Consider the following 24,208-nt stretch of genomic DNA (forward strand, 5'->3'; position numbering starts at 1 on the left):
AGTCCGAAGACCTGGAGACCACATTGAAGGCAATCTCGATCCAGACGTTCGGAAGTCCTGATGGTCTGGCTGTTGTCGACCTGCCGGTACCCGCACCTGCTGCCGGGCAGTTGCTGATCGCCACCGAGGCGGTGGGTGTCGGTGGTGTCGACACCGTGATCCGAAGCGGGGCTCTGGCCGCCTACGGCTTCAAGGAGGGCCACATCCCGGGTGGAGAGGTGGCAGGCACCGTGACTGCGGTCGGTGACGGCGTCGACGTGTCGTGGATCGGCCGGCGAGTGTGGGGCTTCACCGGCACCGGCGGAGGCTACGCCGAACAGGCCGTCGCGCCGGTCGAGCAGATTCTTCCCCTGCCCGACAGCCTGTCGGCTGCCTCCGCGGTGACGCTCGGCAGCGCCGGGGCGGTGGCCCATTTCGGGCTTGGTCACGCCCATTTCGCTCCCGGCGAGACGGTCTTGGTGCGTGGCGCGGCCGGCAGTATCGGGATCATGGCAGTGCAGCTCGCAGCTCGCGGTGGTGCTGCCGCGGTGGCGGTCACGACATCGTCATCCGAGCGCGGCGAGCGGCTGCGCCGTCTCGGCGCGACCCACGTGCTGGACCGCTCCGGCAACGGAGGGCAAGAGGCTCCCGCGGGTTATGACGTCATCATCGACGTTGTGGCCGGTGAAGACATGCCGTCGTTCTTCGACAGGCTCAACCCGAACGGCCGCATGGTGGCCGTGGGCGCTGTCGCAGGTCAGCCGCCCGCGGACTTCGGCACGAAGATCATGGCGGCGTTCCAGAAGTCGATGTCCTTCGCCGCTTTCAGCGCAGCTACCGTCACCCCAGCCGACCTGAGTGCCGTACGCAGCAAGCAGTTCGGCGCAGCCGGCCGTGGCGAGATCGAAGCAGTGGTGCACGAAGTGCTGCCGTTGGACGAAGCTGTGCTGGCACACCAGAAGATGGACGCAGGTGAAGTCTTCGGGAGGATCGTGCTGACACCGTAGAGCCTCCGCGCTCTCTCCTCCGTGGGGCGCCTGGGGCATCCCGGGTCGGGGTGGCCGCTACGCGGAGCTCCACCGCGGCCTTCTCGCGGTGCTGTACAGGCGCAGGTTAATACGTTTTCCACAGTGGATCGCGTGGTCTGGTCGGCCGGGGCCCGGGGTCCCGGTACGGAGGCCACGGCGAGGTTGAGGCGGGCGCCCATGTCGAGGTTCACCTCTCCGTAGGCCGGACGTGGGACCAGAACAGCGGGGTCAGGCCGTCGTCGACAACGGCGTCCGTCCTTTCGAACGAAGTAGTTTTCCTCCCTTCAGGATGGTCGGGGTTGTTCCGGGCAAGCCGAATTCTTCCTGTGGACATGCTGTCAACGAGGCATGGAGGGGGTCGACCTCGGTGAGGCGGGTGAGTGTCTGTGCCGGCGTTGAGTTCATCCGAATGTGGCCTGCTCGTCACCGCGGCCCGCTCTCGCCGTTCATCGAGGCAGTGGAGTCTGCGGATATGGACGACGACAGGTTCTCGGTGGTATTGGCGCTGGTGGAGGGACACCACGCGGCCACCGTCGAGCAGGCCACGGCATGGGTGATGGAAGGGTTGGTCCTGGTGAACGGATTGCCGGTGCGTGATCCTCGCCGGCGCGTGGAGGCCGTCGACCGGGTGAGCATCGCCGGGTGGCACACCGCGGGTGTGTGAGCGGTCCGCGCTGTCCCGCAGGACCCGCACGGTCGCCGGTGAACTGTGCCGATATCGGGCATGCCCGCAATCGCCAGAACACTGCCAGCTCGGTGTAACCGCCTGTGCAGGAAGACACGTCATGGTTGTTGCGGGCGGACGGTCCGCCCGAGTTACACGAAGGGACATTGCTCATGGACCTGAGCTTCCTGTCGGAGTTCTTCGGCGCCTTCTCCGATCTGTTCAGCGCGCTGAACTTCTTCAGCGGATCCGCCGGCTGATAGTCGATACTCCGCGGGGCACCTCGAGCATGCTCGAGGTGCCCCGCGGAGTGTGTGCCGCCGATGCCACCGGCACCGGTGGTCCGCGCCGTCCTACGCGCGTGGTGCGCGTAGGGCTTCGGTCCGCACCGGCTCCGCCCGGGATTGCATCGTGTCAGTGACGCCGCCGCGGCAGGCGTATCCGGAAGGTGGAGCCGGCGCCCTGTTCCGATTCGACTTCGACGGTCCCGTCGTGCGCGGCGACCAGCGCGGCGACGATCGACAGGCCGAGTCCGCTGCCACCGGAGCTGCGGGTGCGGGAGCTGTCGGCGCGGTAGAAGCGTTCGAAGACGCGTTCGCGGTCCTCGGGGGGCAGGCCCGGGCCGGTGTCGACGACTTCGAGCACTGCGTCGTCGTGCTCGGTCCCGACCCGCACGGTCACATCGGCATCGGGTGGGGTGTGGGTCAGCGCGTTGGTGACGAGGTTGCCGAGTACTTGCCGTAGGCGGGCGTCGTCGCCGAGCACTTCGGGGGTGCCGGGACCGTCGATGACCTCGAGGGTGATGTGCCGTTCGGGTGCAACGGCGCGTGCTCCGTGCACGGTATCGGCGGCGAGAGTGAGCAGGTCCACCGGTGTGCGGTCGAGGGGTCGTTGAGCGTCGAGGCGGGCGAGCATGAGCAGGTCTTCGACGAGCAGGCCCATGCGGTGGGCTTCGCGTTCGATGCGGTCGAGGAGCAGGCCGGTGTCGGTGCTCGCGCCCTGACGGTAGAGCTCGGCGAAGCCGCGGATGGTGGCCAGCGGGGTGCGCAGTTCGTGGCTGGCGTCGGCGACGAAGCGGCGCATCTTCTCCTCCGACCGGCGCGCGGAGTCCTCCGAGGCCGCGGTCGCGGCGAACGCGGATTGGATCTGTGCGAGCATGCCGTTGATGGCCAGCGACAGTCGGCCGACTTCGGTGCGCGGATCACGTTCGGGGACGCGTTCGCTGAGGTCGCCGTCGGCGATGGCGATGGCGGTGCGTTCGACTTCGCGCAAGGGTCGCAGGCTGGTGCGCACCACGATGCCCCCGGCGGCGGTCAGTGCGATGAGCACGATCGCCCCGATGGTGGCTTGCAGCACGACGAGTCGATGCACGGTCTCGTCCACTTCGGACAGGCTCACCCCTACGGTGGTGCGGACCCCGTCGGTGTTCTCGGTGGTGATGATGCGCCAGTGCCCGGTGTCGCCGCCGGCCGCGTCGACGGTGACGGGGCGTCCGGTAGGGGTGGGGGGTACCTGTGGTGCGCTCGTGTCGTCGTTGACGACGAGGAGCACCTGTCCGTCGAGGGCGGTGACCTGAACATAGAAGGGGCTCGGCGGGCGCTGCGAGCTGGGGCCGGCGGATTGGGGTGGCGGGGGCGAGGTCAACGGGCGAGCCCACGAGGTCGCGGCCTCGCCCAGGTCGTGATCGATGCGCGAGAGCAGGGAGTTGTGCAGCGCAGAGGTCACGGCGGCACCGGAGGCGAGCAGCCCGATGCCGGAGAGCAGGACCAGCGCGGCCACCAACGTCCAGCGCAGCGGCAGTGCCCGCAGCCGGCTCATGTGCGCGGTTCCCGCATCACGTAGCCCACCCCGCGGACGGTGTGAATCAGCGGAACGTCGCCGGTGTCGACCTTGCGGCGCAGATAGGACACATACGACTCGACCACCCCCACCTCACCGCCGAAGTCGTAGTTCCACACATGTTCGAGGATGCGGGGTTTGCTCAGCACGGTGCCGGCGTTGAGCATCAGATAGCGCAGCAGCGTGAATTCGGTGGGCGAGAGCGACACGGGTGTTCCGGCTTTGAACACCTCGTGACTGTCCTCGTCGAGTTCGAGGTCGGCGAAGGTGATGCGCGAGCTGCGTTCGGCCTCCGACACTTTGCCGGCGCGGCGCAGGATCGTGCGTAACCGGGCGATGATCTCTTCGAGGCTGAACGGTTTGGTGACGTAGTCGTCGGCGCCCAGGGTCAGCCCGGCGACCTTGTCCTCCACGGCATCCTGGGCGGTGAGGAACAACACCGGAGCGTCGCAACCGTCGGCACGCAACCGTCGCAGCATGCTCATCCCGTCCATCCCGGGCATCATCACGTCGAGAATCACCGCGTCGGGACGAAAACGTCGTGCGGTGTCGAGACCTTCGATGCCGTTGCGGGCGGTCTCGACCTCGAAGCCTTGGAACTTCAGGCTCACGGACAGCAGTTCGACGATGCTCGGCTCGTCGTCGACGACGAGGATGCGCGCTTCGGGGGTGGGGTCGGTCACGCCGACCAGTATGTCCGGGGAAGCTGGCAGTGTCCTCGAGAATTGCTGGGTGAAGGCTGTGGCGTCGTCGTTGCGCCGCCCGATCGTGCATCGGTCCCGTCGTTGATGCAGGTGGGCGGGCCGGTATGGCGCCGTCGACTGCGGCAGGTGAACACGTGCGTCGAGGGCGCCCGTGTGATTGGCAGCCGATCGCCAGGAACGCTCCAAGGTTCCTCGAGGTGTCCGGTGTGTGCTGTGGGGGTGAACGTTGCGTGTACAGCACTGGTGACCGAGAAAGGTGGAAGCAATGGGTATGTTCGACCGATTCCGTGACCGGTCGGCACCGGACCGGCAGCGGGCGGAGGATGTCCCGACCGAGCCTGCCGGCTATCAGCAGACCGCGAGCAAGTTGCACGCGTTCAATCGCTACGAGATCAAGTATTTCGTCGACGAGTTCAAGGTGCCCGAGTTGCGGCGCGAACTCGCAGCGAGGATGGACACCGATCCGTACTCACCGCACGGGGGGTATCCGGTGACCTCACTGTATTACGACACCCCCGATCTGCGCTTCTACTGGGAGAAGATCGAGGGCCTGAAGTTCCGGCGCAAGGTGCGATTGCGCCTGTACGGTAACCCTGCCGAGTGCACGGACGAGACCCCGGTTCAGGTCGAGATCAAGCAGCGGGTCAATCGGGTCACGCAGAAGCGGCGCACCGCCATGCCCTACGGGCTCGCCCAGCGCTGGCTCAACGGGCGTGAGGAGATCGACTGCGATGACTCGCAACGGCCGTTCGTCAACGAGGTTTCCGCCCTGATCGGCAATCTGGATCTGCGACCGATGGTGACCACCGGCTATCTGCGCGAAGCGTTCGTCGGACGCGACGCCGACCTGGGGTTGCGGGTGACGATCGATCACAAGGTGCACGGCCGCGACCGGGACTTCCACTTCGCCTCGGGCGCGGAGAACCGCTTCATCATTCCGCCCAAGCTCGCCATCGTCGAGCTCAAGGCCAATGAGCGGGTGCCCTATTGGGCGACAGATCTGACTGCCCGGCTCGACATGTCGGTGATCCGCGTGTCGAAGTACTGCCAGTCGGTCGAAGCCTTCGGGCTCGCACCGCGCTCGCGTCTCGGCGCACCGGAGTTGGTGCTGCCGGACGGCTTCGACGCCCGGGTCCCGGACGATCTGTTGGCGACCGCACCGATTCCGATCGTCTCGACCCCGATGCGCTGACCTCACGCGCATTCTCTCGCCCGGCGACGATGCCGGGCGTCCCGATCGCCGTCGCCACCCTGCGGTGGTGATCGTTTCATCCCTCTTCCGAAACAGGATCGTCATGAATTTCGATTTCCAAGACCTCAGCGGTACGTTCACCGCGTTCGACATCGTGGTCTCGCTCGCGTTGTCGTTCGTGCTCTCGAGCGTGATCGCCTGGGTCTACCGCTACACCCACAAGAACGTCTCCTACAGCCAGTCCTACGTGCAGACCCTCGTGCTGTGCGGCATGATCATCGCCCTGATCATGCTGGTGGTCGGCTCGAATATCGCCCGGGCGTTCGCCCTCGTCGGCGCCCTGTCGGTGATCCGATTCCGCAACGCCATCAAAGAAACCCGCGATGTCGGGTTCATCTTCCTGGTGATGGCCATCGGTATGACCACCGGCACCCGCTTCTATCTGCTGGCGATCGCCGCGACCATCGCGATCTGCCTGGTGCTGCTGCTGATGAACAAGTTCAACTGGTTCAAGCTCGACGTCAGCCGCCAGGTCGTCAAGGTCCAGGTACCGCCGGCACAGGAATACACGGCAATGGTCGAAGACGTGCTCATCAAGCACTGCAGTGAGTACGAACTCGTCTCCACCGAATCCGTGCGCTCGGGTGCGTTGAGCGAGCTGTACTACACAGCGCAGTTGAAGAAGGGCGTCTCCTCCGGCGAGCTCATCTCCGCGCTCAGTGCGGTGAACACCGGCCAGCGGGTGACCGTGCTGACCGGATACGACCAGACCGATCTGTAATGAGCACCCCCACCCCACCGCGGCGCCGCCTGCGGCACCGGATACCGAAATCGCTGCGCCAGCACTGGAAGCTGCTGGCTGTGTTCGTGGTGTTCGTGACGGTCATGGCGACGGTGTTCGGGTCGACGAGAATCCGCCCGTACATCACCGGGGATCCGACGATCATCGCCTCCGAGATCACCGACAACATCACCGGAACGGTCGATCTGTTCGACACCTCGGTCACCCACGAGCTGTCGATCGAGATCAGCGATGCCGAGTACAACGACATGATCTCCACCTTCCAGAAGTCCGGGGACAAGAAGTGGGTCACCGCCGATCTCACGATCGACGGCACTTTCGTCAACGACGTGTCCGTGCGACTGAAGGGCAACTCCACCCTGATGGGTGTGCGCGGGATCGATTTCGCCGACATGATCCCCGAAGGTATCGAACTTCCGGAAGGCTTCGAGCTGCCGGAGGGGTTCGATCCCGCGCAGGGCCCGCCCGGACTGGAGGGCATGGCGCAGGCGTCGGCCGATGATCCGACGTCGCTTCCGTTGCTCATCAGTTTCGACGAGAACGCCGACGGACGCGCGTATCAGGGCATGACCGAAATCTCGGTCCGTCCGGGATCGCCGGTGCTCAACGAGGCGATGGCGCTCTCGCTCACCGCCGAGACCGAGCAGCCCACGCAGCGTTACGCGTACACGGTGTATTCGATCAACGACAGTGCCACCGCGACCCGGTTGATCCTCGAGCATCCCGACGACACGTACGCCAACACCCTGTTCGATTCGGACGGATATCTGTACAAGGCGGATGCGTCGTCCCGGTTCGAGTACATCGACGATGATCAGTCCTCCTATGCCGACCAGTTCAAGCAGATCAACGCCGCCGACAGCGGCAACCTGCAACCGATCATCAACTTCCTCGAGTGGCTGGACACGGCAAGCGACGAAGAATTCGACGCGCATCTCGGCGACTGGGTCGACGTCGACTCGTTCGCCCGGTATCTCGCCACGCAGAATCTGCTCGTCAACGGAGACGACATGAGTGGTCCCGGCCAGAACTACTACCTGTGGTACGACCTGGAAACCGAGAAGCTGACGGTGATCTCGTGGGATCTGAACCTGGCGATGCAAGGTGATGCCACCGCCGGGCCGCACGACAGTGTGTCGGTCGGGCCGGGTGGAATGGGCCCCGGCGGGATGGGACCGGGTGCCATCGGCGGCGGCATGCCCGGCGGAGCCGGGGGTGACGCGGCCATGGGGCCGCCGACCGAGGAAGGCGGCACGACTGCTCCCCCGGACGGTATGCCTGCTCCACCCGGCGGGACATCTCCTCCGGCAGAGGCGGGACCGTCCGGTATGGGGCAGCAGACGGGCCCCGAAGGGCAGCCCGGTGGATTCCCCAGTGGATTCCCCGGTGGAATGCAGATCGGCAACAACCTGAAGACCCGATTCCTCGAGTCCGATGCGTTCACCGCGATGTACGAGGACGCGTACTGGGACCTGTTCGAACAGATGTACGGAAGCGGCCGGGCACTCGAACTCCTCGACAACCTCGCTTCCACCGTGCCCGTCACCGACGGCCTCCCCGCCGAGTCGTTACAGACCAGCATCGACACGATGCGATCGTGGATCGACGAACGCACCACGACACTCGACAACCTGCGCAACGGATAACACTCGGTGGCGCACGGCAATTGCTGCCGTGCGCCACCGGCGTCACGCAGCCCTACCCGTCCCGCACCCACCGACGGAAAGAAGCCGATCTTGTTCTCGCGATTCAAACCCAAGAACGATATGTTCTACGAACTGTTCACCTCCTCGGCCCAATGCCTGGCCGACGGCACGAAAACCCTGACCGGGCTGCTCGAGCCCGACCCCGACATACCCGCACTCGCCCAGCGCATGGTCGAACTCGAACACGACTGCGACCGAATCACCCACGAGGTGTTCCGCACACTGAACTCGAGCTTCGTCACACCGTTCGACCGCTCCGACATCTACCTGCTCGGCGCGAGTCTGGACGACGTCATGGACCACATGGAAGCGGCGACCCACCTCATGGCGCTGTACGGGGTGCACGAAATTCCGGAACACCTACGCGAGATGATCGACATCCTCGACACCTGTGCGACGGTGACCGCCGATGCGATGCCCCGCCTGGCGGGGCTGAAGAATCTCGAACCCTACTGGATCGAGATCAACGACCTCGAGAATCGGGCCGACCACACCTACCGCACCTTCCTGGCCCGACTGTTCGACGGACAGCTCGACGCACTGACCGTGATGAAATTCAAGGACGTCGCCGACGAGTTCGAAGACGCCGTCGACTCCTTCGAGAAGGTCGCGCACGTCGTCGAAGCACTGGTTCTCAAAGAGTCATGACCACCACCGTATTCGCCTTGATCGTGGTGATCGCCCTGGCCATGGCGTTCACGTTCACCAACGGCTTCCACGACTCGGCGAACGCCATCGCCACCTCCGTCTCCACGCAAGCACTGACCCTGCGGGCGGCGCTCGGGATGGCAGCAGTCGGCAATCTCGTCGGTTCCTTCTTCGGCGCCAAGGTCGCCGGCACGGTCGGTGCAGGCATCATCGAACTCGAAGTGGGCCCGTACGCTCTGGTGGTGGTCGGCTGCGCCCTGGTCGGGGCCATCGGCTGGAATCTGCTCACCTGGTGGTTCGGTCTGCCGTCCTCGTCCTCCCACGCGCTGTTCGGCGGCATGGTCGGCGCCGCCCTCGCCGGTGGAATGACCGTGCTGTGGACCGGGGTCGTCGACAAGATCCTTATCCCCATGGTGGTTTCCCCGATCGCCGGGTTCTTCCTGGGCGCGGCCGCGATGCTCGCGATCATGTGGATCTTCCGCCGATCGTCCCCGTCGGCCACCGGACGTGGCTTCCGGCGCGCCCAGACCGTGTCGGCGGCGATGATGGCGTTCGGCCACGGCATGCAGGACGCAGCGAAGACGATGGGAATCGTCGTACTCGCGCTCGTCGTCGCCGGCTATCAGGACGACTACTCCATCCCCTGGTGGTGTTTCCTGCTCACCGCGGTTGTACTCGCCGTGGGTACCGCGACCGGAGGTATGCGGATCATGCGAACCCTGGGCCGCAAGATCATCGAACTCGACCCCCCGCAGGGGTTCGCCGCCGAAGCGACGGCCGCGTCGGTGCTGTACGTCGCCTCGGCCGGGATGGGCGCTCCCATCTCCACCACCCACGTGATCTCGTCCGCGATCATGGGCGCCGGGTCCACCACACGCACGAGTGCCGTCCGCTGGGGTGTGGCCGGCAACATGATGACAGCATGGGTCACCACCTTCCCGGCTGCCGCACTGCTGGCAGCGGGAACCTTGTGGGCCGCACACTTGTTCATGTGACCCAGTCGAAATCCCCGACCTGCGCACACTGCCAGACATCTGGCAGAGTCACGTAAGCCCATTCACAGGAGCACCCCCGATGATTGAGACGTCGGCGCACACGCACCCGAATCCGGTACTTGGTGGGGTACGAGGTTGGACATCATCCGCAACCTCTGGATTCGGCGCTGCCGGCACCCGCCGCCCGGATCCCCGTTCGTCCGGGCGGCGGACCCACCACCGGCAGGCCGAGCCGACACCACCGACCGGCCCCGCATGATGCGACACAACCCGATGAGAACAGCCGTGGTTCCCGGTATTCTCGTGGCAGCGATCCTGCTCATGCTGGAGACCACCACGCATGCGACCGCAACCACGTTCCCGGCAACGACATCCGATCCGGACACCGGCATCTGGTGCACCCCGACCGACGAAGACCTGGCCGAACTGTCGGGCCTGTACTGGTCCGGTGACACCGGATACGCCGTCGGAGACCACGGCAGCGACGACCGCCTGGCCCTGCTCGATCATCGATGCGAGGTGAGCCGATGGGTTCACCTCGCCACCGAGACCATCGACGTCGAAGACCTCACCCGAGCCTCCACCGGCACCCTGTGGCTGGCCGACACCGGCGACAACGACCTGGACCGGACCACCGTGTCCCTGATCGGACTCGATCCGGTCACCGCCGAGCACAGCACACTACCGATGTCCTACCTCGACGGCCCCCACGACGTCGAAGCCTTCACCCTGTCCCCGGTCGGACAACCGGTACTCGTCACCAAGACCGACGACGGGCCGGCCACCGTCTACACCACCGCGGACAACGCCACAGTGACGACCATGCCCACCGACACCCCCACCACCCTCATCGCGGTGGGCACCGTCCCGGCCACCGCCGCCGACGGGTCGATCCGCTCGATCACCGGCGCCGCTGTCTCCGCCGACAAGTCACTGGCGGCGCTGCGCACGAAGAAAGACGTGTTCGTCTATCACGTCCACGACGGTGACATCGCCGAGACATTCACCGACCTACCGGATCTGGTTCTTCAAGCGCCGCAACAACCCCAGGGAGAAGCACTCGCGTTCACCGACGACAATGCACTGCTGCTGGCATCGGAGGCAGACGGCGGACCACTGCCTTCGATTCGGATCCTCTCCGAGATCCCCGACCGCATGCACGCCGCGCAATCCGACGACACCGACCTTCCGCTGTGGACACCTCTCATCGTGACCGGTCTCCTTGCCACCGGCGGGGTCGCGTGGTGGGTGCGCCGACGGTCCTGAAACGGCACGAGATGATGTCGCCATATAGCATCCTCCTCCCGGGCAACGGGCAAGGAAGCGAGAGAAGCCGGGTCCCGAAGGACCCGGCTCTTCCGACAGGAGTCGGCCGAATCACTGACACTGCAGCACGATTCCGGCTCCCTTCCACACCTGTCGCTCCTTGGTGACGTACTTCTCTCCATTCCAGTACTGATACGTTTCGGTGCGATAGCCCAGATCACGCTGCTGAGTGACCGCGCACTGGTCCCGCGAGGCGCTACCGAGACGGCTGATCACCGAGTACGGCACACCGGAGTCGGTCAACGCAGACACCGCAGCCTGCTCACTCATCCCCACCACACTCGGCGCGGTCTGCGCGGTGGCTGTTCCAGCCCCCAGCAGCACCGACGCCACTGCGGCCCCCACAGCTCCCGCCATAATTTTCCAGCGCATCACATCTCCTGACTCTCAACGAAATCGAGTGATACCGACACCCGCCCGATCGACGACGTCACCTCGGTGTCGGTACGACCGATCCTGGCCGGACAACCTGTAAACAGCATCGGACGATGCTCCGAACACCCTGCGAAAGAGCCGATCTCGCGTACAGAAACAATTCCCGGACTTCTCACACCGGAAACGAAGCCACGACCGCTTGACTGAACACCACGACCCACCCCGGGGACATTCCGATGCCCGAAGCGAGGAACTGCGTAACGCCATGCTCCTGTCCGATACCGACTTCAACCGCTTGGCCGTCACCGCAGCCCGCGGCGACCGCACGGCCGTGAACGAGCTCGTCACACATCTCTACCCGCTCGTCCTGAAATACTGTCGGCGCCGCATCGGCGCACTGCCCTCGCACAGCGCCGAGGACGTCACACAAGAAGTGTGCCTCGCCCTCGTGAAGGCCTTACCCACCTACACAGACCAGGGGCGATTTCTCGCCTTCGCCTACGGCATCGCCTCCAACAAAGTCGTCGACGCCTTCCGCTGCAGCACACGCCTCCCGCAGCCGGTAGCCGAGCTCCCCGACACCGAATGCCACCGGGACGGACCGGAGATCCACGCCCTCCTCCACGACGAACAGCACCACATCGAGGCACTGCTCGCCACGCTGACCGTGCGGCAGCAAACGGTTCTGCGTCTGCGGATTTTCCACGGTCTGTCCACCGACGAAACCGCCGCCGTCCTCGCTACCACCCCCGGCGCCGTTCGCGTCACACAACACCGAGCACTGACACGTCTCAAAGCCAAACTGACCTCAGCCCCCTCGCGGCCTCCCGAACACCGGCCGCGGCAACACCCCGCGCTGCCGCATCGCCGCCAAAACAAGTCCTACCCGAGGGCTTCGTAGGCCACCTCGATCACCACGGATATCGGGCGCGCCCTTCTCGAATACGACCTGCCCTTGTGTAGGACTGCGCCAATCGATCTCAGTTTCGAACACGATGTGAGCAAGTGGGGCCGGCACACGCATCGATAGCATCCTGCACATGCCGGATCAGCGACCGACGGAGTGGACGATTGACGTCTGGGTGGACCCCCAAACTGCCCGCACCGTGTTGCGGGCGATTCCCATCCGCCGAGCGATCTCCTTGATCGGCAACCCCTCGCTGCGATGCAGTCGACGGATCTCTGCCCAATCCTCCACTGATATCACCCCTCCAGCATCGGAGAGGGGGCAGTTCCAATCCGTCGCTATGGGGTCATTCTCAGGCCGTCGTCGACAAGAAGGCGTGAGGAGGTCGGCCCACGCTGGTTCGCCGAGGATGTCCTGGAGCATCAGGGGGTACACGAAGACTAAGGCCGATTGCAGAATTGCAGGCACAGCACGAACATCTCCTGCTCGTCGCGCCGGTTCGAGGCGATCTCCCCGCCCTTGCCGTAGGCGGTCACGGAGTTGGCGCCGTTGGAGGACTCCATCACGTTCAGGCCCTCCTCGATCTCCCGCTGAAGGTCCCTCAGCCGCAGATAGCGGGCCACGAAGATGGTCTTCTGCGCCCGTCCGACCTCCAGCATCGCCGCATAGGCCGCCCCGGACTGCCGCTCGGCGATGCCCAGCCGGTGTACCGGTCGTAGTCCGCCGCTACCCGGGAATGATCCACGAGTTCCTCCGCCATCCCTTCGACGACAGCGGCAGTGCGATCCGAAGCCGCCGCCGCACACTACGCAACGCGTTCACCGCGGGTTCTGCGTGAGTGTCCGGGAACTCTCGTCAGCTGTGGCTGGTGGAGAAAGGGCGTCCAGAAGTTGGTCGATGATCTCTTGCGCGAGGAGAAGCGAGAACGGCCGGGCGTGTGCGGGGCAGGGATGAGATCAGCCGCGGAGGGCCTGCCGCGGCTGATCTCACCAGGAACTTCGCCGACGCATCGAGAGGTGCAGCCGGCTCACTGTCCGACGCCGCCAGCGAAGCAGCCGATCAGGTGAAGTTGAACGGACGCGCAGGCGGGCAGATGCTGGAGGCGCCCGAGAGTTCCGCCCGTGCAATCGAACGGAACCCGGCGGGCGAGCAAGTACTTGTAGCGTGTCGAACCGGAGCCCCCGACGCCTCCGCGGCTCGACTGGCGTCGGAGTACCTCCACTCGACCGGTACGGTGACCGGGAATATTCACGCCCCCACCGACCTCGCGTCCACCCCGCACCCCGTGACCGACAGAGTGCCGACTGAGCTGTACGCGGAACGCTCCGGCCCCGATGACCAATTGTTCGAGACCTATCGGGGACCTGGAAGTGATCCTGGACCGCTGGTTTTGGTCATCGCATGCGATCTCGACGACGGTGCGCGTCAGTGTTGGGATGATCCGGTCGCCGCGGTCCTCGCCCGTGGCGACGAGGCGCAACAAGGCGTCGATGGGGTCGCTCGGGGTGTTCGGGGTCGGCGGCCGGTAGCCCGGGTTCGGCCGGAAGGGCCCAAGTTCTCGGTCTTCTTCGAGTCTCCAACCGCCTACCATCACCTCCGCTGGAGGCGTCTTGTCGGCGGGGGTTACCGGACCAGTTCGGGTCGAAGAGCACGAACCAGTCGCCTTGGCGGACTGCTGAGGACGGATCCATCGGCGCATCCCTTCCCTGTTCGGTGGTCACGAGCCCGCAGGCATTGTGTTCGGCGACCAGGGCGGATGTCCGGAAGGTGGTGCAGGCGTGCTGTGCGGCCCACAACCCGCGCCGCGACACGCCACGATTATCAAAGTAGAAATTGTGATTTCTTGCGATTGCTGATTACGGAATCCGTAGCTCGTCAACCGCACATTGAAGATCTCCTGGTGACCCTGGGCATCCCGAGATTCTGACCATGCGATACATCCACCCGCTCGCCGCGGCGACCGACCAGCCGGCGGACGTCCTGGGCGCCAAGGCATACGGACTCATCGAGTTGCGCCGTCTGGGTCTCCCCGTCCCCGCCGACTTCGTCGTCGGCACCGAATGCCCGGCCTCTCGGCCGCCACCGAAGTCCTCACCAGCCGCGGCGGGCCCGCCCGCCATGCCGCCGTCGTCGCCCGGGCCATGGGCAAACCCGCCGTTGTGCGAGTGACCGATCTGCCGGTGGACGCCACGTCGATACGAACACCTGGGAACGCCTTCCCCGAAGGCACCCTGATCGTCATCGACGGGACCACCGGTGCGGTCACTGCCGGAAACCCAATATCCAGACCCCCACCACCGAACCCCACCTGCGTCGGTTACTCGAATGGGCCGACCGGATCTCCGGCGACCACACGCCCCGCGAGGACACCGACCGCCTCGCTGCCGCGCGCTCCGTGCTCCTCGGCCGGTGAGCCGGCCGCCACCCGTCTACGACGAACACCGCGCTCCATGAAATCGATTACCTGCCGGTTCCACCGCGCCCGTATACGAGTACGGGGTCCGGTGAACCAACCAGTTCACCGGACCCCGCCCGGCCGGCTCCGGTCAGCGGGCGATCGCCCGGCCGGAGACCCGGCTCCGTCAGAACTGGCGCATCTGCTGACGAATCTGGTGGAACTGCAGCTCCCACTGCATGGCGCGATCCTGGGAGCGGCTGGACTGATCTTCGGCCTGCTGCGCGAGCTGGGCGGCCTGGTCCGACTGGTCCTGGGCCGACTGGCAGCGCTGGGCGGCCTGGTTGGCCTCGCTCTGGGCCTGCTGGGCCTGGGCCTGGGCCCGGTCGGCCTCGCTCAGCGCCTGCTGCGCCTGGTTCTGCGCCTGGATCGCCTGCTGGCGGGCCTGCTGCGCCTGGTTGTTGGCCTGGTTGGCCTGGTTCTGCGCGATCTGCGACTGGTGCTGGACCTGGCGGGCCTGCTGTTGCACCTGCCGGGCTATGTTCTGTGCCTGCTGCGCGTACTGCCGCGCGTTCTGGCATTCCTGCCGGATCTCATCCAGGCCCATGCGCAGCATGTCCAGGCTCTGGATTTCCTGCTGACTGCTGCCGTTACTGGAACGGGTGGCAGTGCTGGTTTCTTGCGCCATCTGAGCATCCTTCCAAAGGGGGGTGTTTGAAACGGACTGACTCGTGGAGCGCTCATATCCTCGCACAGTCGGGCACGGGACCAGAGCCCACGTTCGGAGAAAAATTGGCGAGAAAGCCCAGCTCGGACGGTATATCGCGGTTATCGGACGCGACCCCCGTGTGACCCCGGCCGATAACCGCGCCCGCGACATCGGTAGATGCCATACCGAGACCTCTCCGTCACCGGAACCGGGGCCGTTGTCCGAGTCCGGGGTGCGGCCGGCCGACGGCCACTCCCACGGAACAGACCAGTCCCATTGGTGCAGCGGCGCGGTCCATCGGCGCCTGCCGATCGTATCGAAGATCCGTTCGGGTGCTTGCCTTATGCTCGCGCCTGCGTCCTCGGATCGACGCTACGGAACTCCACCAGGCCAGCTCACCCTGACGGTGAACGGCCCGTTTTCTGCGTCCATGGGGTTTTGTTCGAAGATGCCTTCGTAGCAGGGGCTGGTCATAAATGCTCAGCTACTCCTGCGTTTCGACGACGCGGGCAGGATCCTGGGTCTGCCGTTATCAGCGATTTCGTATAGACCTTCGACCTCGCGGAAGACAGTCTCTCCCTCATCACGGAAATGCGGTTGCGCGCATTTGACCGCCAGACGAGGCTCTGTTTGTTCGACGGCGCGAAGGTGGCGGGTCGCTAGAGCAGTTCGTTCTCGGCGGTTGCATGTGTCCGAGGTTTCGGCCTTCATTCCCGGACAGTGTCTCTGCTGAGCTCTGGAATGCTGGTGACTGCGATTCGTGTCATCAACGTGTGAAGCTGAACCGAACTGTGGCGAGAGTGGGTTGTGTCGTGGAGACGGTGATTGGACAGCATCGGGCTGTGTTGAGCAAGTTGCTGCCGGATGCCGGACGGGGGGATTTCACTGTCCATGAGGGGCAGTTCCATTTGGTGGTGGTCGGCCCGGATCGTGTCGTGTGTCTGCCGCGCACCGAGGCGGCGGCGGTACGGCTGCCGCGGCGAGCGGCTGTTTTGCGTGTCATGGCCGGATTCGACCTGGGTTTCCGTGTGCCGGTTCCGCTGGAGGATGGCGGCGCGGACGGCATCAGTGAGCAGCCGTTCCTGGTGTTGAGCCGTGTTCCTGGAGCTCCGTTGGCCGCTGAGGTACTCGACGACCCGCAAGTGGCCGATGTGGTCGCAGGCCAGTACGTCGGACTGCTGGCCGATCTGGCCAGAGCCGGCAGCGACGATAGGGTACGGGCGGCCCTACCGGCTCTGGAAGACCGGTGGCCGCGGTTCGCGGCCGATGTCCGCGCCGAGCTGTTCGAGCTCATGTCCGCCGGTGGGCGTCGGCGTGCCGAACAGGAACTCGTCGCCATCGAAGCCCTTCCTCACCTCACTGCGGCGGTGGTGCATGGTGACCTCGGGCCCGAGAACGTGTTGTGGGAGAACATCGACGGGCTCCCGCGCTTGAGCGGGGTGGTCGACTGGGACGAGGTCTGTCTCGGTGACCCCGCCGAGGACCTTGCAGCCCTCGGAGCCGGCTACGGCGATTCCCTGTTGCGGAGGGTGCTCACACTCGGTGGTTGGGCGGATCACGAAACGACCGCCCGTATCACCGCGATCGCCGGAACCTTCGCCCTGCAGCAGGCCCTCGCCGCCTACCGCGACGGTGACGAAGCGGAATTGGCGGACGGTCTGACGGTCTACCGCTGAATCGGGTCACCGTAGTGCCGCGAAATCCGGCACCATCGGGCCCAACAAAGGACGCTCGGTCAGACTTGGAACAGTAGTTCGGCGCCGCGGCGGTCGAGTTCCATGTAGCCGAGTTCGTCGATGCAGAGCAGGTCGACGCGTCCGTAGCGGGCGATGGTCTTGGTCAACTGTTTGTCGTCGGCGGCTTCGACGAGTTCGTTGACCAGCTTGGTGGCCAGGGTGTATTTGACCCGGAAGCCCTGCATGGCGGCTTCGGTGCCCAACGCGATGAGCAGGTGCGATTTGCCGGTGCCGGAGTCGCCGATCAGGCAGAGCGGCAGGCCTTTCTGGGGTCCCGGTAGTACTGACGAAGTTTCGGTCGGATATAGCCGCGACCTGCTCTGATCCGGTTTCTGGCTCGGATGTTGGGGGGTCGGTGTCAAGGGCTCATCAGCGGTCCGGAGCGCTGATGGCAATCTCAAAGCCTGATCTCGTCCCAGGGGACGGCTGACCAGAGTTCGACCAGCGCTGCCCAGGTCCGGTATCTGTCACCGAATGTCCAGGTTTGTTGTCACGGATCAGCCTGTTTCCGGGCGCATCCCGGCAGAAGTAGTGGGCGGTGGGGCGCTGTGATGGAGTAGGTCCATGGTGAAGGAGTTGGCGGATTGCTGCGACGTGTATGACCTGCTCGATCACAATGTTCGGCCACGGCCGGGGATGCGGGCACGTGGCGAGCCCTCGCCGACCGGCTCGGCGTGCCGTTTCATTTTCGCAAGTCCGGACGAACCCGGCCTGGACCTGCCTCGCCGGGTGTAGGTGGGCCGTGCTGTCGGTGTGAAGTGTGATTGTCGTGGGCAACGAATTACTGGGATGCCGGCCAGTTTTCGGTGTGACCGATGAACAATTCGGTGACCTCGACAGGCCATCGAGGCTTGTCCACGAGGTCGAATTCCGCGCAGTACAGCAGGGGAGGCAGCTCGGTGTGGTCGCAGACGTGATCAGCGACATGGATGAACTCGCCGACGACGCTGCCGAACATGGCCGCGCTACCGGTGAGGAACAGCGTTTCGGCGTACACGCGGTGCTCGCAGCGGTCCAGGCTCTCACGGTACCCGAGCTGCGGATAGTCCTGTTCGGCACGGATCCGTATGGCCTCGTCGGACACGTTCACCGTCTGCGCACGACCCGCACCGAGGTGACGGCGGATCTGCGGCCAGATCGAGTGGCGTAGTTGCAGCGAGTGGTGCACGAGAACCAGATCCAACGGTGCCAGGTTCGCCTGCCAATCCACGGCGTCGTCAGCCAGGGCATTGCGCCGAATAGGGAAATAAAGGATCGAGCGTGGGAATCGGGCGAGCAGTTCCCACAGGCCGGCGAACTGCCAGGCCGTCGTCCGGTCCACACGCAGGTGGAAGCAGCCATGCGCATCGCGCAGTGTCGCATGAACAGGAATGGGGCGCGGTTGGATGATCCGGTAGTTCCTGGTACCGAACTGGACCCGGTGGGCGGTGTGGCTCGCGCTGGTCATGCTCGCGTGCCGGTCGTGGCGGTCTGGTCGAGGTGGCGTTGCAGGACTCGATACACCGTAGGGCGGGAGACAGAGAACAATTCGGCGAGTTCGACGATGGTGTGTGTGCCGGCCCGGTGCAGTTCGACCAGGCGGGCCCGCTGCCGGGCGGATAACTTGGGCTGTTTGCCCCTCAGTTTGCCCTTGGCTTTGGCGATGGCCATCCCTTCGCGGGTGCGCATGCGCAGCAGGTCGACCTCGAACTCGGCGAAGGTGGCCAAGATGTTGAAGAACATCTTTCCCATGGGGTCGGCGGGGTCGTAGAGCTGACCGCCCAGGGAGAGTTTCACGCCGCGGGCAACGAGGGAGTCACCGATCTCACGAGCGTCGGGCACCGACCGGGCGAGTCGATCGAGCTTGGGCACAACCAGAGTGTCACCGGCACGCACCGCAGCCAGGGCTTGGGCCAGACCGGGACGCTCGCGATGGGTACCGGTCAGTCCGTGGTCGAGATAGATCCGATCCTCGCCGACACCGAGACCGAGCAGGGTCTCACGCTGGGCGGTGAGGTCTTTTTCGTCGGTGGAGCAGCGCGCATAGCCGATCAGGACACCCATCCCACTCTCTCTGTCACGTTTATGGGGGCTTACCGTGACAGTATCACCGTACACCCTAAATGAGACGTCGTTGCGGCTGGTCACTATCTCCGCCATCGCAGTATCGATCTTGTCCGTTGAGGGAACGGCCAACGGACGCCGAGGTCACGTTCTGCCGGGGCATTGCCGCTTCGCCCAGGGTCCCCGGATGCCACCGGTGACATCACATCGGCCCTCATGTACCTGGTGACATGATCCTTAACGGCACCCCTACTTTGCGGCTTGTGACAGCTCCAGGATTTCTGGGCCATGTCCAGCGGAACGACGTCGGGAACGACAGGCAAGCTGATCATCCCGAGTCGCAAGCCAGACGTCCGTCCCCGACAGCCCGAATCCGTTGTCAGAGTCCGAGTTTGGTGACCGCGTTGTCGGCCAGCGGATCGGCCGTGCGGATGTAGCGGTGTACGGTGCGCGGGTTGCTCCAGCGGCCCTGCCGCATGATCTCGCGGTCGGCGGCGCCACCGAGGGCGGCCTGGGTGGCGAACCCGGCGCGCAGCGAATGGCCGGAGAACAGCGCGGGATCCAGGCCCGCGCGTGCCGCGTAGCGTTTGACGAGCTCGGCGACCGCACGCCCGGACAGCGCGGTGGCGCCGAGGCCGCCGTGCCGGTTGATCGCGGGGAACAGGGGTTGGTCGGGCCGCAGCCGCGGATCAGGGTGGTAGCCGTGGCAGCGGTGGATCCGCGGGTCCGCGGCGGGTAGTTGTTCGACCCATGGGCGCAGGTTCGCCGGGTTCTCGGTGTGCACGGCCAGCATTCGCATCCAGTCGGCGCAGGCGCAGACTGGGCAGGTGTGGGACTGGCGGCCACGCGGGAGTGCGACGTGTTGTTCGGTGATGCCGGTGGGGTCGGTTTTGGTGGTGGGCAGGTGGATCAGCAGCAGCGGTTCCCCCGTGCCGTGGTCGGTACCGAAGTGGATGTCGGCGAGCCGCAGCCCGGCGAGTTCGCTGCGGCGCAGGGCTCCGGCGAAGCCGAGGAGCAGCAGCAGTGTGTCCCGGCGGCGGGCGGGTTCACCGGGCCAGCCGGGTTCGGGGAGTCCGTCGAGAAGTTCGCCGAGGGTGTGCAGCAGGATCGGTCGTTTGCGGTTGGGGCGGCTGCGGCGGGTGCGGCGGATACCGCGCAGGGTGAGGCGGACGACGTCGCTGCGGGTGGGTGCGGCCAGCCCGTTGGCGGCGTGCACGGCGGCGATGGCGGCGGATTTGCGTTCCAGCGTGGCCGGGCTGTACGCGTGGCGGCCGTCGGGTGTGCGGGCGTCCGCGGCGGCGGCGAGGTAGACGGCGATATCGAGGGGGTCCGCGGGGAGTGCGCACCGGTTCTCGGTGGCGCACCAGGCGGCCCAAGCGATCCAGTCGGTGCGGTAGGCGCGCAATGTGTTCGGGGACTGGGAGGCGGTGAGGTAGCGGCCGAGCGCGGTGGCCTGTTCGCTGTCGAAGCGTTCCCGGACCTGCCGCAGTGCGGCGGTGTCGACGAGGACGCTGGTGACGCCGCGCCGGAGTTCGGTGCGGACGGTGTCGGGTAGCGCGAGATCGGTGTCGTATTCGGTCATGGTGATCCCCTCGGTAATTACGTAACAAATTCCGTTTGGTTTGAGATTACGAAACGAAACGTATTGTGCGCCGGATGGCCTGGCCGCAGTCTACAGTTATAACCTCCGATAATGTTCACTTATCGGAGGTCAGGACCGCTGGGGCTTTTCGAGCCTTGCCGACGACTCGTTTCATTCCGTTTCGTGTAAATACGTAGTCCACCAACGAAATAACGCTACGATTCCCCGGTGCCCACCATATGCAACTACCCTGGCTGCACCCGCCCCCTCGCCAAGCCCGCCGGCCCCGGACGTCCCTCGGAATACTGCGACCTCCCGGACCACACTCGCTGGCGTGCATGGCGTGAACGTCAACGCCTACAACAGGAAGGGGAGGCCCCCGCCGAAAACGTCACTGTGACACCTAATAAGGGGCCGGTGACCACCGCGAGACTCCGTGCCGACGAACTACTCACCCAATTCCGCACCCTCGCCGACCAACTCGGTGCGACTCTTTCCGCCGCGGTCACCGAAATGAACACCCTCGCCGACCCGGCCGCGGCCGAGGCACAGGTCCAGGCGGTACAAGCCGAAGCTGCCCGCCGTATCGCCGAAGCCGATATGGCAGCCGCCGCGGCCGAACAGTCCCGACGCGACGCCTACGACGCCCGCACCCGGGCCGAAGAAGCCGCCGAAGACGCCGCGCGAGCAGCCGAAGACGCCGAAGCGCGCATCGCCGAATCGGAAACCCGCACCAGTGCGGCCGTACGGGACCGCGACGAAGCCCTGCGTGAAGTCGAGAAGGTCACCACCCGCGCCGCCGACGATGTCTTCGCGGCGCGCAGCGCGGCCGAGGACGAGATACGCGCCGTCCGCGCGGAATCCGAACAGCAGCAGCAATATCTCCGCGACCGGTGCGACCAGGAGATCACTCGGGCCCAGCGTGCCGCCGACGCCGAGATCGAGCGGATGCGACGGGAGTGTGCCCAGCGTGAATCGGCCGCGGCGGCTGAACGTGATCTGGCCGTCCAGCGCGCCGCCGATATCGAGCGCGCCCTGGAGCGTGCGGAACAGTCCGCCGCCGAACGGGCTCAGACCGCCCAGGAGATGCGGTCCGAACTGCAACGCCTGCGCGGAGACACCGACACCCTGCGCACCGAACTCGCCGAGGCGCGCCGGAGCGCGGCGGCCGACCTCGTAGCCGCCCGTGCTGAAGCGAGTGATCGGCTGGAGAAGGCGCACGCGGAGGCCGCGCAGCAGATGGAGGCCCTGGAGCACGCCCGCACCCAGACCCTGGCACGTGCCGAACGCGCCGAACGTCAGCTCGACGATCTGCTCGCCGAACGCGGCAACCGACGGTCGGCGTCGCCGGTATCCGCCGGCGACGCCGTCTGACGTAGCACAATCTCCGGTATGGCTCTCATCCACCGCACCACCATGGCACCGTCGAAATTGGAGTTGCTCGGCCGCTGGTTCCCGAGTCGCCCGTGGTATTCGGGTCCGGGGAGAGCGGAGGAGCTACAGCGGGTGGGCGGGTTCCGGCTCGACGATCCGGCCGGGTCGGTGGGTATCGAGTGCCTGGTGGTCACCGATACCGGGGGTACCGAGCCGATCACGTACTTCGTGCCCCTGAGCTATCGGGATGCGGAATTCGACGCTGACGCCGACGCGCTGCTAGGTACCGCGGAACACGGGGTACTGGGAACCCGCTGGGTTTACGACGGCACCCGGGACCCGGTGGCCGTCGACCGGATGGTGGCGTTATTGGCCGGTGGTGCGCGGGCCCAGCACGGCACCGAGAGCGAGACCCCCGACCTGAGCGTGCTGGTCGCCGCCGCCGCCGACCTCCCCGCGGCCGGCTCGGCGCCGATATCGGCCGCGGAGAATCCCGTGGGCACCGATATCACTGTCGCCGATGGGCAGCTGCGGGTGCATCGTGTCCTGGGCCGCTCGGAGCCGGTCCTGCGTTCGGGACAGGTGATCGTACCGTGGACCGCCCCCGACGGCAGCACCGTGCGCAGTGTGGTTCTGTCGGAACTGCGCTGACCGGTGCGCTGACACTCGGGACGGCCGAGGGCGGGCGGAAGCGCTCCGACCGCCCTCCCCGCCACGTCACATACGCAGCGGTAAACCGGCCTCCGTGCGCGCCACCCGATCGGCGTGGACGATATGCGCGCGTTCGAGCAGTGCGATGAGTTCGGCTTCGCCCTCCCGGATCCGCCGCGTGTATTTGCGCGGCAGCGCGGCGATCGTGTTCTCTTCGGCGATCATTTTCGCGTAGGTGCGTTCGCGCAGCGTCTGGTCGGCTTCGTAGCCGAGATCGAGGTAGCGGGTGGCGTGCCGGCGGGCGCCTGCGATCGCGGTCTGGGCGCGGCCGGCCGGGCTGAGCAGCGAGGCCGCCACAGTTACGAGTAGCACGACGACGATCGCCACCAGCGAGGCGGCGGTGGATATCTCGGTCACCGGCACCGGTTCGCCGTGGTTGATGAACGGCACAGTGTTCTGGTGCAGCGCGTGCAGAATGAGTTTGGCCCCGATGAAGGTGAGGATGGCGGCCAGGCCGAAACCGAGGTAGATCAGGCGGTCCAGCAGTCCTTCGAGCAGGAAGAACAGTTGACGCAGCCCGAGCAGCGAGAACGCGGTGGCGGTGAAGACGAGGAAAACGTTCTGAGTGAGGCCGAAGATGGCGGGGATCGAGTCCAGGGCGAACAGGACGTCGGTGCCGCCGATGGCGATCATGGCCAGCAGCATCGGGGTGAGCCGGCGGCGGCCAGCTACGACGGTGACCAGTTTGTCGCCGTCGTAGCTGTCGGTGGTGTGCAGGAGTCGGCGGGCCAGGCGCAGCACGACCGTGTCCCCGGAATGGCTGTCCTCGCTCTCCGGTTTCAGCATGTTCCCGGCGGTGATCAGTAGCGCGGCACCGAATAAATAGAACACCCAGGCGAAGCGGTTGATGAGCGTGGCGCCGACGAAGATGAATCCGGTGCGGACCGCCAGCGAGAACACGATGCCGACCAGCAGCACTTTCTGTTGCGCCGCGCCGGGTACCCGGAAGGTGGTCAAGATGATGAGGAATACGAACAGGTTGTCCACCGACAGGGCTTTTTCGGTGATGTATCCGGCGAAGTATTCGACCCCCATGGTCGGTCCGCCGAACCCCCATACGCCGAGGCCGAACAGGACGGCGGTACCCACGTAGGCGGCCGACCAGGTCGCGGCCTCGGTCAGCGACGGTGTGTGCGCGGTGCGGACGTGGAAGAAGAAGTCGAACAGCAACAGGCCCGCGATCAGTGTGAGGGCGCACGCCCATGCGAGCGCGGGAACGGTCACCTCGGCCTCCTGACGGGTCGCGTGGTGGGGCTGGGGCGACCCTATCTCCGGATCCGCGGGCCGGCGGGCCGGTGCAGGTGGCGTCGGGGCGGTCGATCTACCCCGGCGGGGTGCGACGCCGGTGGCTGCCACCGGACGGAGGGTGACCCGATTGGCGACGGAGTCGAAGGTGAGCAGCGGCGGCCCTCTCCTCCTCCCGGTGCATCAGCCTGTTCCCGCGCTGTTCGAATTCGATGTGTCGGATCCCCTGGAACATGGCCGGCACCTGT

The 24,208-nt window shown here is 65.8% G+C and carries 23 protein-coding genes and 2 pseudogenes; 15 read left to right on the top strand and 10 right to left on the bottom strand.

Annotated features, from left to right (window positions below):
• Positions 1–23 precede the first annotated feature (23 nt).
• The 3 genes from ACQPYS_RS14625 to ACQPYS_RS14635 all read left to right on the top strand — a co-directional run bounded on the left by ACQPYS_RS14625 (position 24) and on the right by ACQPYS_RS14635 (position 1,931).
• Entirely contained in the window at positions 24–986 is a 963-nt protein-coding gene (locus ACQPYS_RS14625) for a zinc-binding dehydrogenase (RefSeq protein WP_433492930.1), read from the top strand.
• Between the two features lie 493 nt (positions 987–1,479).
• On the top strand, positions 1,480–1,671 hold the full coding sequence (locus ACQPYS_RS14630; RefSeq protein WP_433492931.1) for a S4 domain-containing protein: 192 nt from the start codon (positions 1,480–1,482) through the stop codon (positions 1,669–1,671).
• A gap of 104 nt (positions 1,672–1,775) precedes the next feature.
• Positions 1,776–1,931, top strand: a complete 156-nt coding sequence (locus ACQPYS_RS14635) for a hypothetical protein (protein ID WP_433492932.1) — start codon at positions 1,776–1,778, stop codon at positions 1,929–1,931.
• A 154-nt stretch (positions 1,932–2,085) separates the two neighbouring features.
• On the opposite strand, the gene ACQPYS_RS14640 is transcribed toward ACQPYS_RS14635, so the two are convergent.
• On the bottom strand, positions 2,086–3,489 hold the full coding sequence (locus ACQPYS_RS14640) for a sensor histidine kinase (protein WP_433492933.1): 1,404 nt from the start codon (positions 3,487–3,489) through the stop codon (positions 2,086–2,088).
• On the bottom strand, positions 3,486–4,193 hold the full coding sequence (locus tag ACQPYS_RS14645; RefSeq protein WP_433492934.1) for a response regulator transcription factor: 708 nt from the start codon (positions 4,191–4,193) through the stop codon (positions 3,486–3,488). The genes ACQPYS_RS14640 and ACQPYS_RS14645 overlap by 4 nt, the downstream gene beginning before the upstream one ends.
• Positions 4,194–4,479: 286 nt before the next feature.
• Here ACQPYS_RS14645 and ACQPYS_RS14650 point away from each other — a divergent pair, with 286 nt between their 5' ends.
• From ACQPYS_RS14650 to ACQPYS_RS14675, 6 genes are all read left to right on the top strand, one after another.
• Positions 4,480–5,406: a polyphosphate polymerase domain-containing protein gene (locus tag ACQPYS_RS14650; protein ID WP_433492935.1), complete on the top strand. Its 927-nt coding sequence runs from the start codon at positions 4,480–4,482 to the stop codon at positions 5,404–5,406.
• Between the two features lie 103 nt (positions 5,407–5,509).
• Positions 5,510–6,187, top strand: coding sequence for a DUF4956 domain-containing protein (locus ACQPYS_RS14655; protein ID WP_433492936.1), 678 nt, complete (start codon positions 5,510–5,512; stop codon positions 6,185–6,187).
• Positions 6,187–7,854, top strand: a complete 1,668-nt coding sequence (locus ACQPYS_RS14660; protein ID WP_433492937.1) for a CotH kinase family protein — start codon at positions 6,187–6,189, stop codon at positions 7,852–7,854. The genes ACQPYS_RS14655 and ACQPYS_RS14660 overlap by 1 nt, the downstream gene beginning before the upstream one ends.
• Before the next feature lie 90 nt (positions 7,855–7,944).
• Positions 7,945–8,562, top strand: a complete 618-nt coding sequence (locus ACQPYS_RS14665; RefSeq protein ID WP_433492938.1) for a DUF47 domain-containing protein — start codon at positions 7,945–7,947, stop codon at positions 8,560–8,562.
• Positions 8,559–9,557 carry an anion permease gene (locus tag ACQPYS_RS14670; protein ID WP_433492939.1) on the top strand — a complete coding sequence of 333 codons (999 nt, stop codon included), beginning with the start codon at positions 8,559–8,561 and terminating at the stop codon, positions 9,555–9,557. Before ACQPYS_RS14665 ends, ACQPYS_RS14670 begins: the two co-directional genes overlap by 4 nt.
• A 273-nt stretch (positions 9,558–9,830) precedes the next feature.
• A complete protein-coding gene (locus ACQPYS_RS14675) occupies positions 9,831–10,823 on the top strand; it encodes a hypothetical protein (protein ID WP_433492940.1) in 993 nt (330 codons plus the stop codon).
• A gap of 111 nt (positions 10,824–10,934) precedes the next feature.
• Here the strand turns inward: ACQPYS_RS14675 and ACQPYS_RS14680 are convergent, their stop codons facing one another.
• Entirely contained in the window at positions 10,935–11,255 is a 321-nt protein-coding gene (locus ACQPYS_RS14680) for a hypothetical protein (RefSeq protein WP_433489865.1), read from the bottom strand.
• Between the two features lie 268 nt (positions 11,256–11,523).
• Here ACQPYS_RS14680 and shbA point away from each other — a divergent pair, with 268 nt between their 5' ends.
• Positions 11,524–12,159, top strand: coding sequence for an RNA polymerase sigma factor ShbA (gene shbA / locus ACQPYS_RS14685; protein ID WP_433489866.1), 636 nt, complete (start codon positions 11,524–11,526; stop codon positions 12,157–12,159).
• Between the two features lie 183 nt (positions 12,160–12,342).
• Here shbA and ACQPYS_RS14690 read toward each other — a convergent pair.
• Together ACQPYS_RS14690 and ACQPYS_RS14695 are read right to left on the bottom strand one after the other, a co-directional pair.
• Positions 12,343–12,465: pseudogene (locus ACQPYS_RS14690) on the bottom strand (helix-turn-helix domain-containing protein); the annotation flags it as partial.
• 140 nt (positions 12,466–12,605) lie between these two features.
• Complete coding sequence (locus ACQPYS_RS14695) at positions 12,606–12,971, bottom strand: Tn3 family transposase (protein ID WP_433489867.1); 366 nt, start codon at positions 12,969–12,971, stop codon at positions 12,606–12,608.
• 1,123 nt (positions 12,972–14,094) lie between these two features.
• Between ACQPYS_RS14695 and ACQPYS_RS14700 the strand changes: the two genes are divergently transcribed.
• The 3 genes from ACQPYS_RS14700 (at position 14,095) to vph (ending at position 16,945) form a co-directional block, all read left to right on the top strand.
• Complete coding sequence (locus ACQPYS_RS14700; RefSeq protein WP_431938485.1) at positions 14,095–14,334, top strand: hypothetical protein; 240 nt, start codon at positions 14,095–14,097, stop codon at positions 14,332–14,334.
• Positions 14,226–15,278, top strand: coding sequence for a PEP-utilizing enzyme (locus ACQPYS_RS14705; protein ID WP_433489868.1), 1,053 nt, complete (start codon positions 14,226–14,228; stop codon positions 15,276–15,278). The genes ACQPYS_RS14700 and ACQPYS_RS14705 overlap by 109 nt, the downstream gene beginning before the upstream one ends.
• Positions 15,279–16,090: 812 nt before the next feature.
• Entirely contained in the window at positions 16,091–16,945 is an 855-nt protein-coding gene (gene vph, locus ACQPYS_RS14710; protein ID WP_433493047.1) for a viomycin phosphotransferase, read from the top strand.
• A 62-nt stretch (positions 16,946–17,007) separates the two neighbouring features.
• Here the strand turns inward: vph and ACQPYS_RS14715 are convergent.
• From ACQPYS_RS14715 to ACQPYS_RS14730, 4 genes and pseudogenes are all read right to left on the bottom strand, one after another.
• Positions 17,008–17,274, bottom strand: a pseudogene (locus ACQPYS_RS14715) (ATP-binding protein); the annotation flags it as partial.
• A gap of 512 nt (positions 17,275–17,786) precedes the next feature.
• Entirely contained in the window at positions 17,787–18,452 is a 666-nt protein-coding gene (locus tag ACQPYS_RS14720) for a hypothetical protein (protein ID WP_433489869.1), read from the bottom strand.
• Positions 18,449–19,048: a recombinase family protein gene (locus ACQPYS_RS14725; protein WP_433489870.1), complete on the bottom strand. Its 600-nt coding sequence runs from the start codon at positions 19,046–19,048 to the stop codon at positions 18,449–18,451. The genes ACQPYS_RS14720 and ACQPYS_RS14725 overlap by 4 nt, the downstream gene beginning before the upstream one ends.
• A 379-nt stretch (positions 19,049–19,427) precedes the next feature.
• Positions 19,428–20,630 (bottom strand): tyrosine-type recombinase/integrase, encoded by a 1,203-nt coding sequence (locus tag ACQPYS_RS14730; protein WP_433489871.1) that lies wholly within the window; start codon positions 20,628–20,630, stop codon positions 19,428–19,430.
• Between the two features lie 417 nt (positions 20,631–21,047).
• Here ACQPYS_RS14730 and ACQPYS_RS14735 point away from each other — a divergent pair, with 417 nt between their 5' ends.
• Positions 21,048–22,004, top strand: a complete 957-nt coding sequence (locus tag ACQPYS_RS14735; RefSeq protein WP_433489872.1) for a hypothetical protein — start codon at positions 21,048–21,050, stop codon at positions 22,002–22,004.
• Positions 22,005–22,022: 18 nt separating this feature from the next.
• Positions 22,023–22,655, top strand: coding sequence for a maltokinase N-terminal cap-like domain-containing protein (locus ACQPYS_RS14740; RefSeq protein WP_063034540.1), 633 nt, complete (start codon positions 22,023–22,025; stop codon positions 22,653–22,655).
• Positions 22,656–22,721: 66 nt separating this feature from the next.
• On the opposite strand, the gene ACQPYS_RS14745 is transcribed toward ACQPYS_RS14740, so the two are convergent.
• Positions 22,722–23,939, bottom strand: coding sequence for a TerC/Alx family metal homeostasis membrane protein (locus ACQPYS_RS14745; RefSeq protein WP_433489873.1), 1,218 nt, complete (start codon positions 23,937–23,939; stop codon positions 22,722–22,724).
• Positions 23,940–24,208 lie beyond the last annotated feature (269 nt).

It is taken from the genome of Nocardia grenadensis (assembly GCF_050942415.1).
In the GTDB taxonomy this organism is placed as follows: domain Bacteria; phylum Actinomycetota; class Actinomycetes; order Mycobacteriales; family Mycobacteriaceae; genus Nocardia; species Nocardia grenadensis.

Excerpts from the sequence above, each read along its gene's own strand:
- ACQPYS_RS14660 (WP_433492937.1), top strand. The coding sequence starts at position 6,187 with ATGAGCACCCCCACCCCACCGCGGCGCCGCCTGCGGCACCGGATACCG.
- ACQPYS_RS14725 (WP_433489870.1), bottom strand. The coding sequence starts at position 19,048 with ATGGGTGTCCTGATCGGCTATGCGCGCTGCTCCACCGACGAAAAAGAC.
- ACQPYS_RS14640 (WP_433492933.1), bottom strand. The coding sequence starts at position 3,489 with ATGAGCCGGCTGCGGGCACTGCCGCTGCGCTGGACGTTGGTGGCCGCG.
- ACQPYS_RS14700 (WP_431938485.1), top strand. The coding sequence starts at position 14,095 with ATGCGATACATCCACCCGCTCGCCGCGGCGACCGACCAGCCGGCGGAC.
- ACQPYS_RS14720 (WP_433489869.1), bottom strand. The coding sequence starts at position 18,452 with ATGACCAGCGCGAGCCACACCGCCCACCGGGTCCAGTTCGGTACCAGG.
- ACQPYS_RS14675 (WP_433492940.1), top strand. The coding sequence starts at position 9,831 with ATGAGAACAGCCGTGGTTCCCGGTATTCTCGTGGCAGCGATCCTGCTC.
- ACQPYS_RS14670 (WP_433492939.1), top strand. The coding sequence starts at position 8,559 with ATGACCACCACCGTATTCGCCTTGATCGTGGTGATCGCCCTGGCCATG.
- ACQPYS_RS14630 (WP_433492931.1), top strand. The coding sequence starts at position 1,480 with ATGGACGACGACAGGTTCTCGGTGGTATTGGCGCTGGTGGAGGGACAC.
- ACQPYS_RS14655 (WP_433492936.1), top strand. The coding sequence starts at position 5,510 with ATGAATTTCGATTTCCAAGACCTCAGCGGTACGTTCACCGCGTTCGAC.
- ACQPYS_RS14705 (WP_433489868.1), top strand. The coding sequence starts at position 14,226 with ATGCCCGGCCTCTCGGCCGCCACCGAAGTCCTCACCAGCCGCGGCGGG.
- shbA (WP_433489866.1), top strand. The coding sequence starts at position 11,524 with ATGCTCCTGTCCGATACCGACTTCAACCGCTTGGCCGTCACCGCAGCC.
- ACQPYS_RS14650 (WP_433492935.1), top strand. The coding sequence starts at position 4,480 with ATGGGTATGTTCGACCGATTCCGTGACCGGTCGGCACCGGACCGGCAG.
- ACQPYS_RS14740 (WP_063034540.1), top strand. The coding sequence starts at position 22,023 with ATGGCTCTCATCCACCGCACCACCATGGCACCGTCGAAATTGGAGTTG.
- ACQPYS_RS14730 (WP_433489871.1), bottom strand. The coding sequence starts at position 20,630 with ATGACCGAATACGACACCGATCTCGCGCTACCCGACACCGTCCGCACC.
- ACQPYS_RS14680 (WP_433489865.1), bottom strand. The coding sequence starts at position 11,255 with ATGCGCTGGAAAATTATGGCGGGAGCTGTGGGGGCCGCAGTGGCGTCG.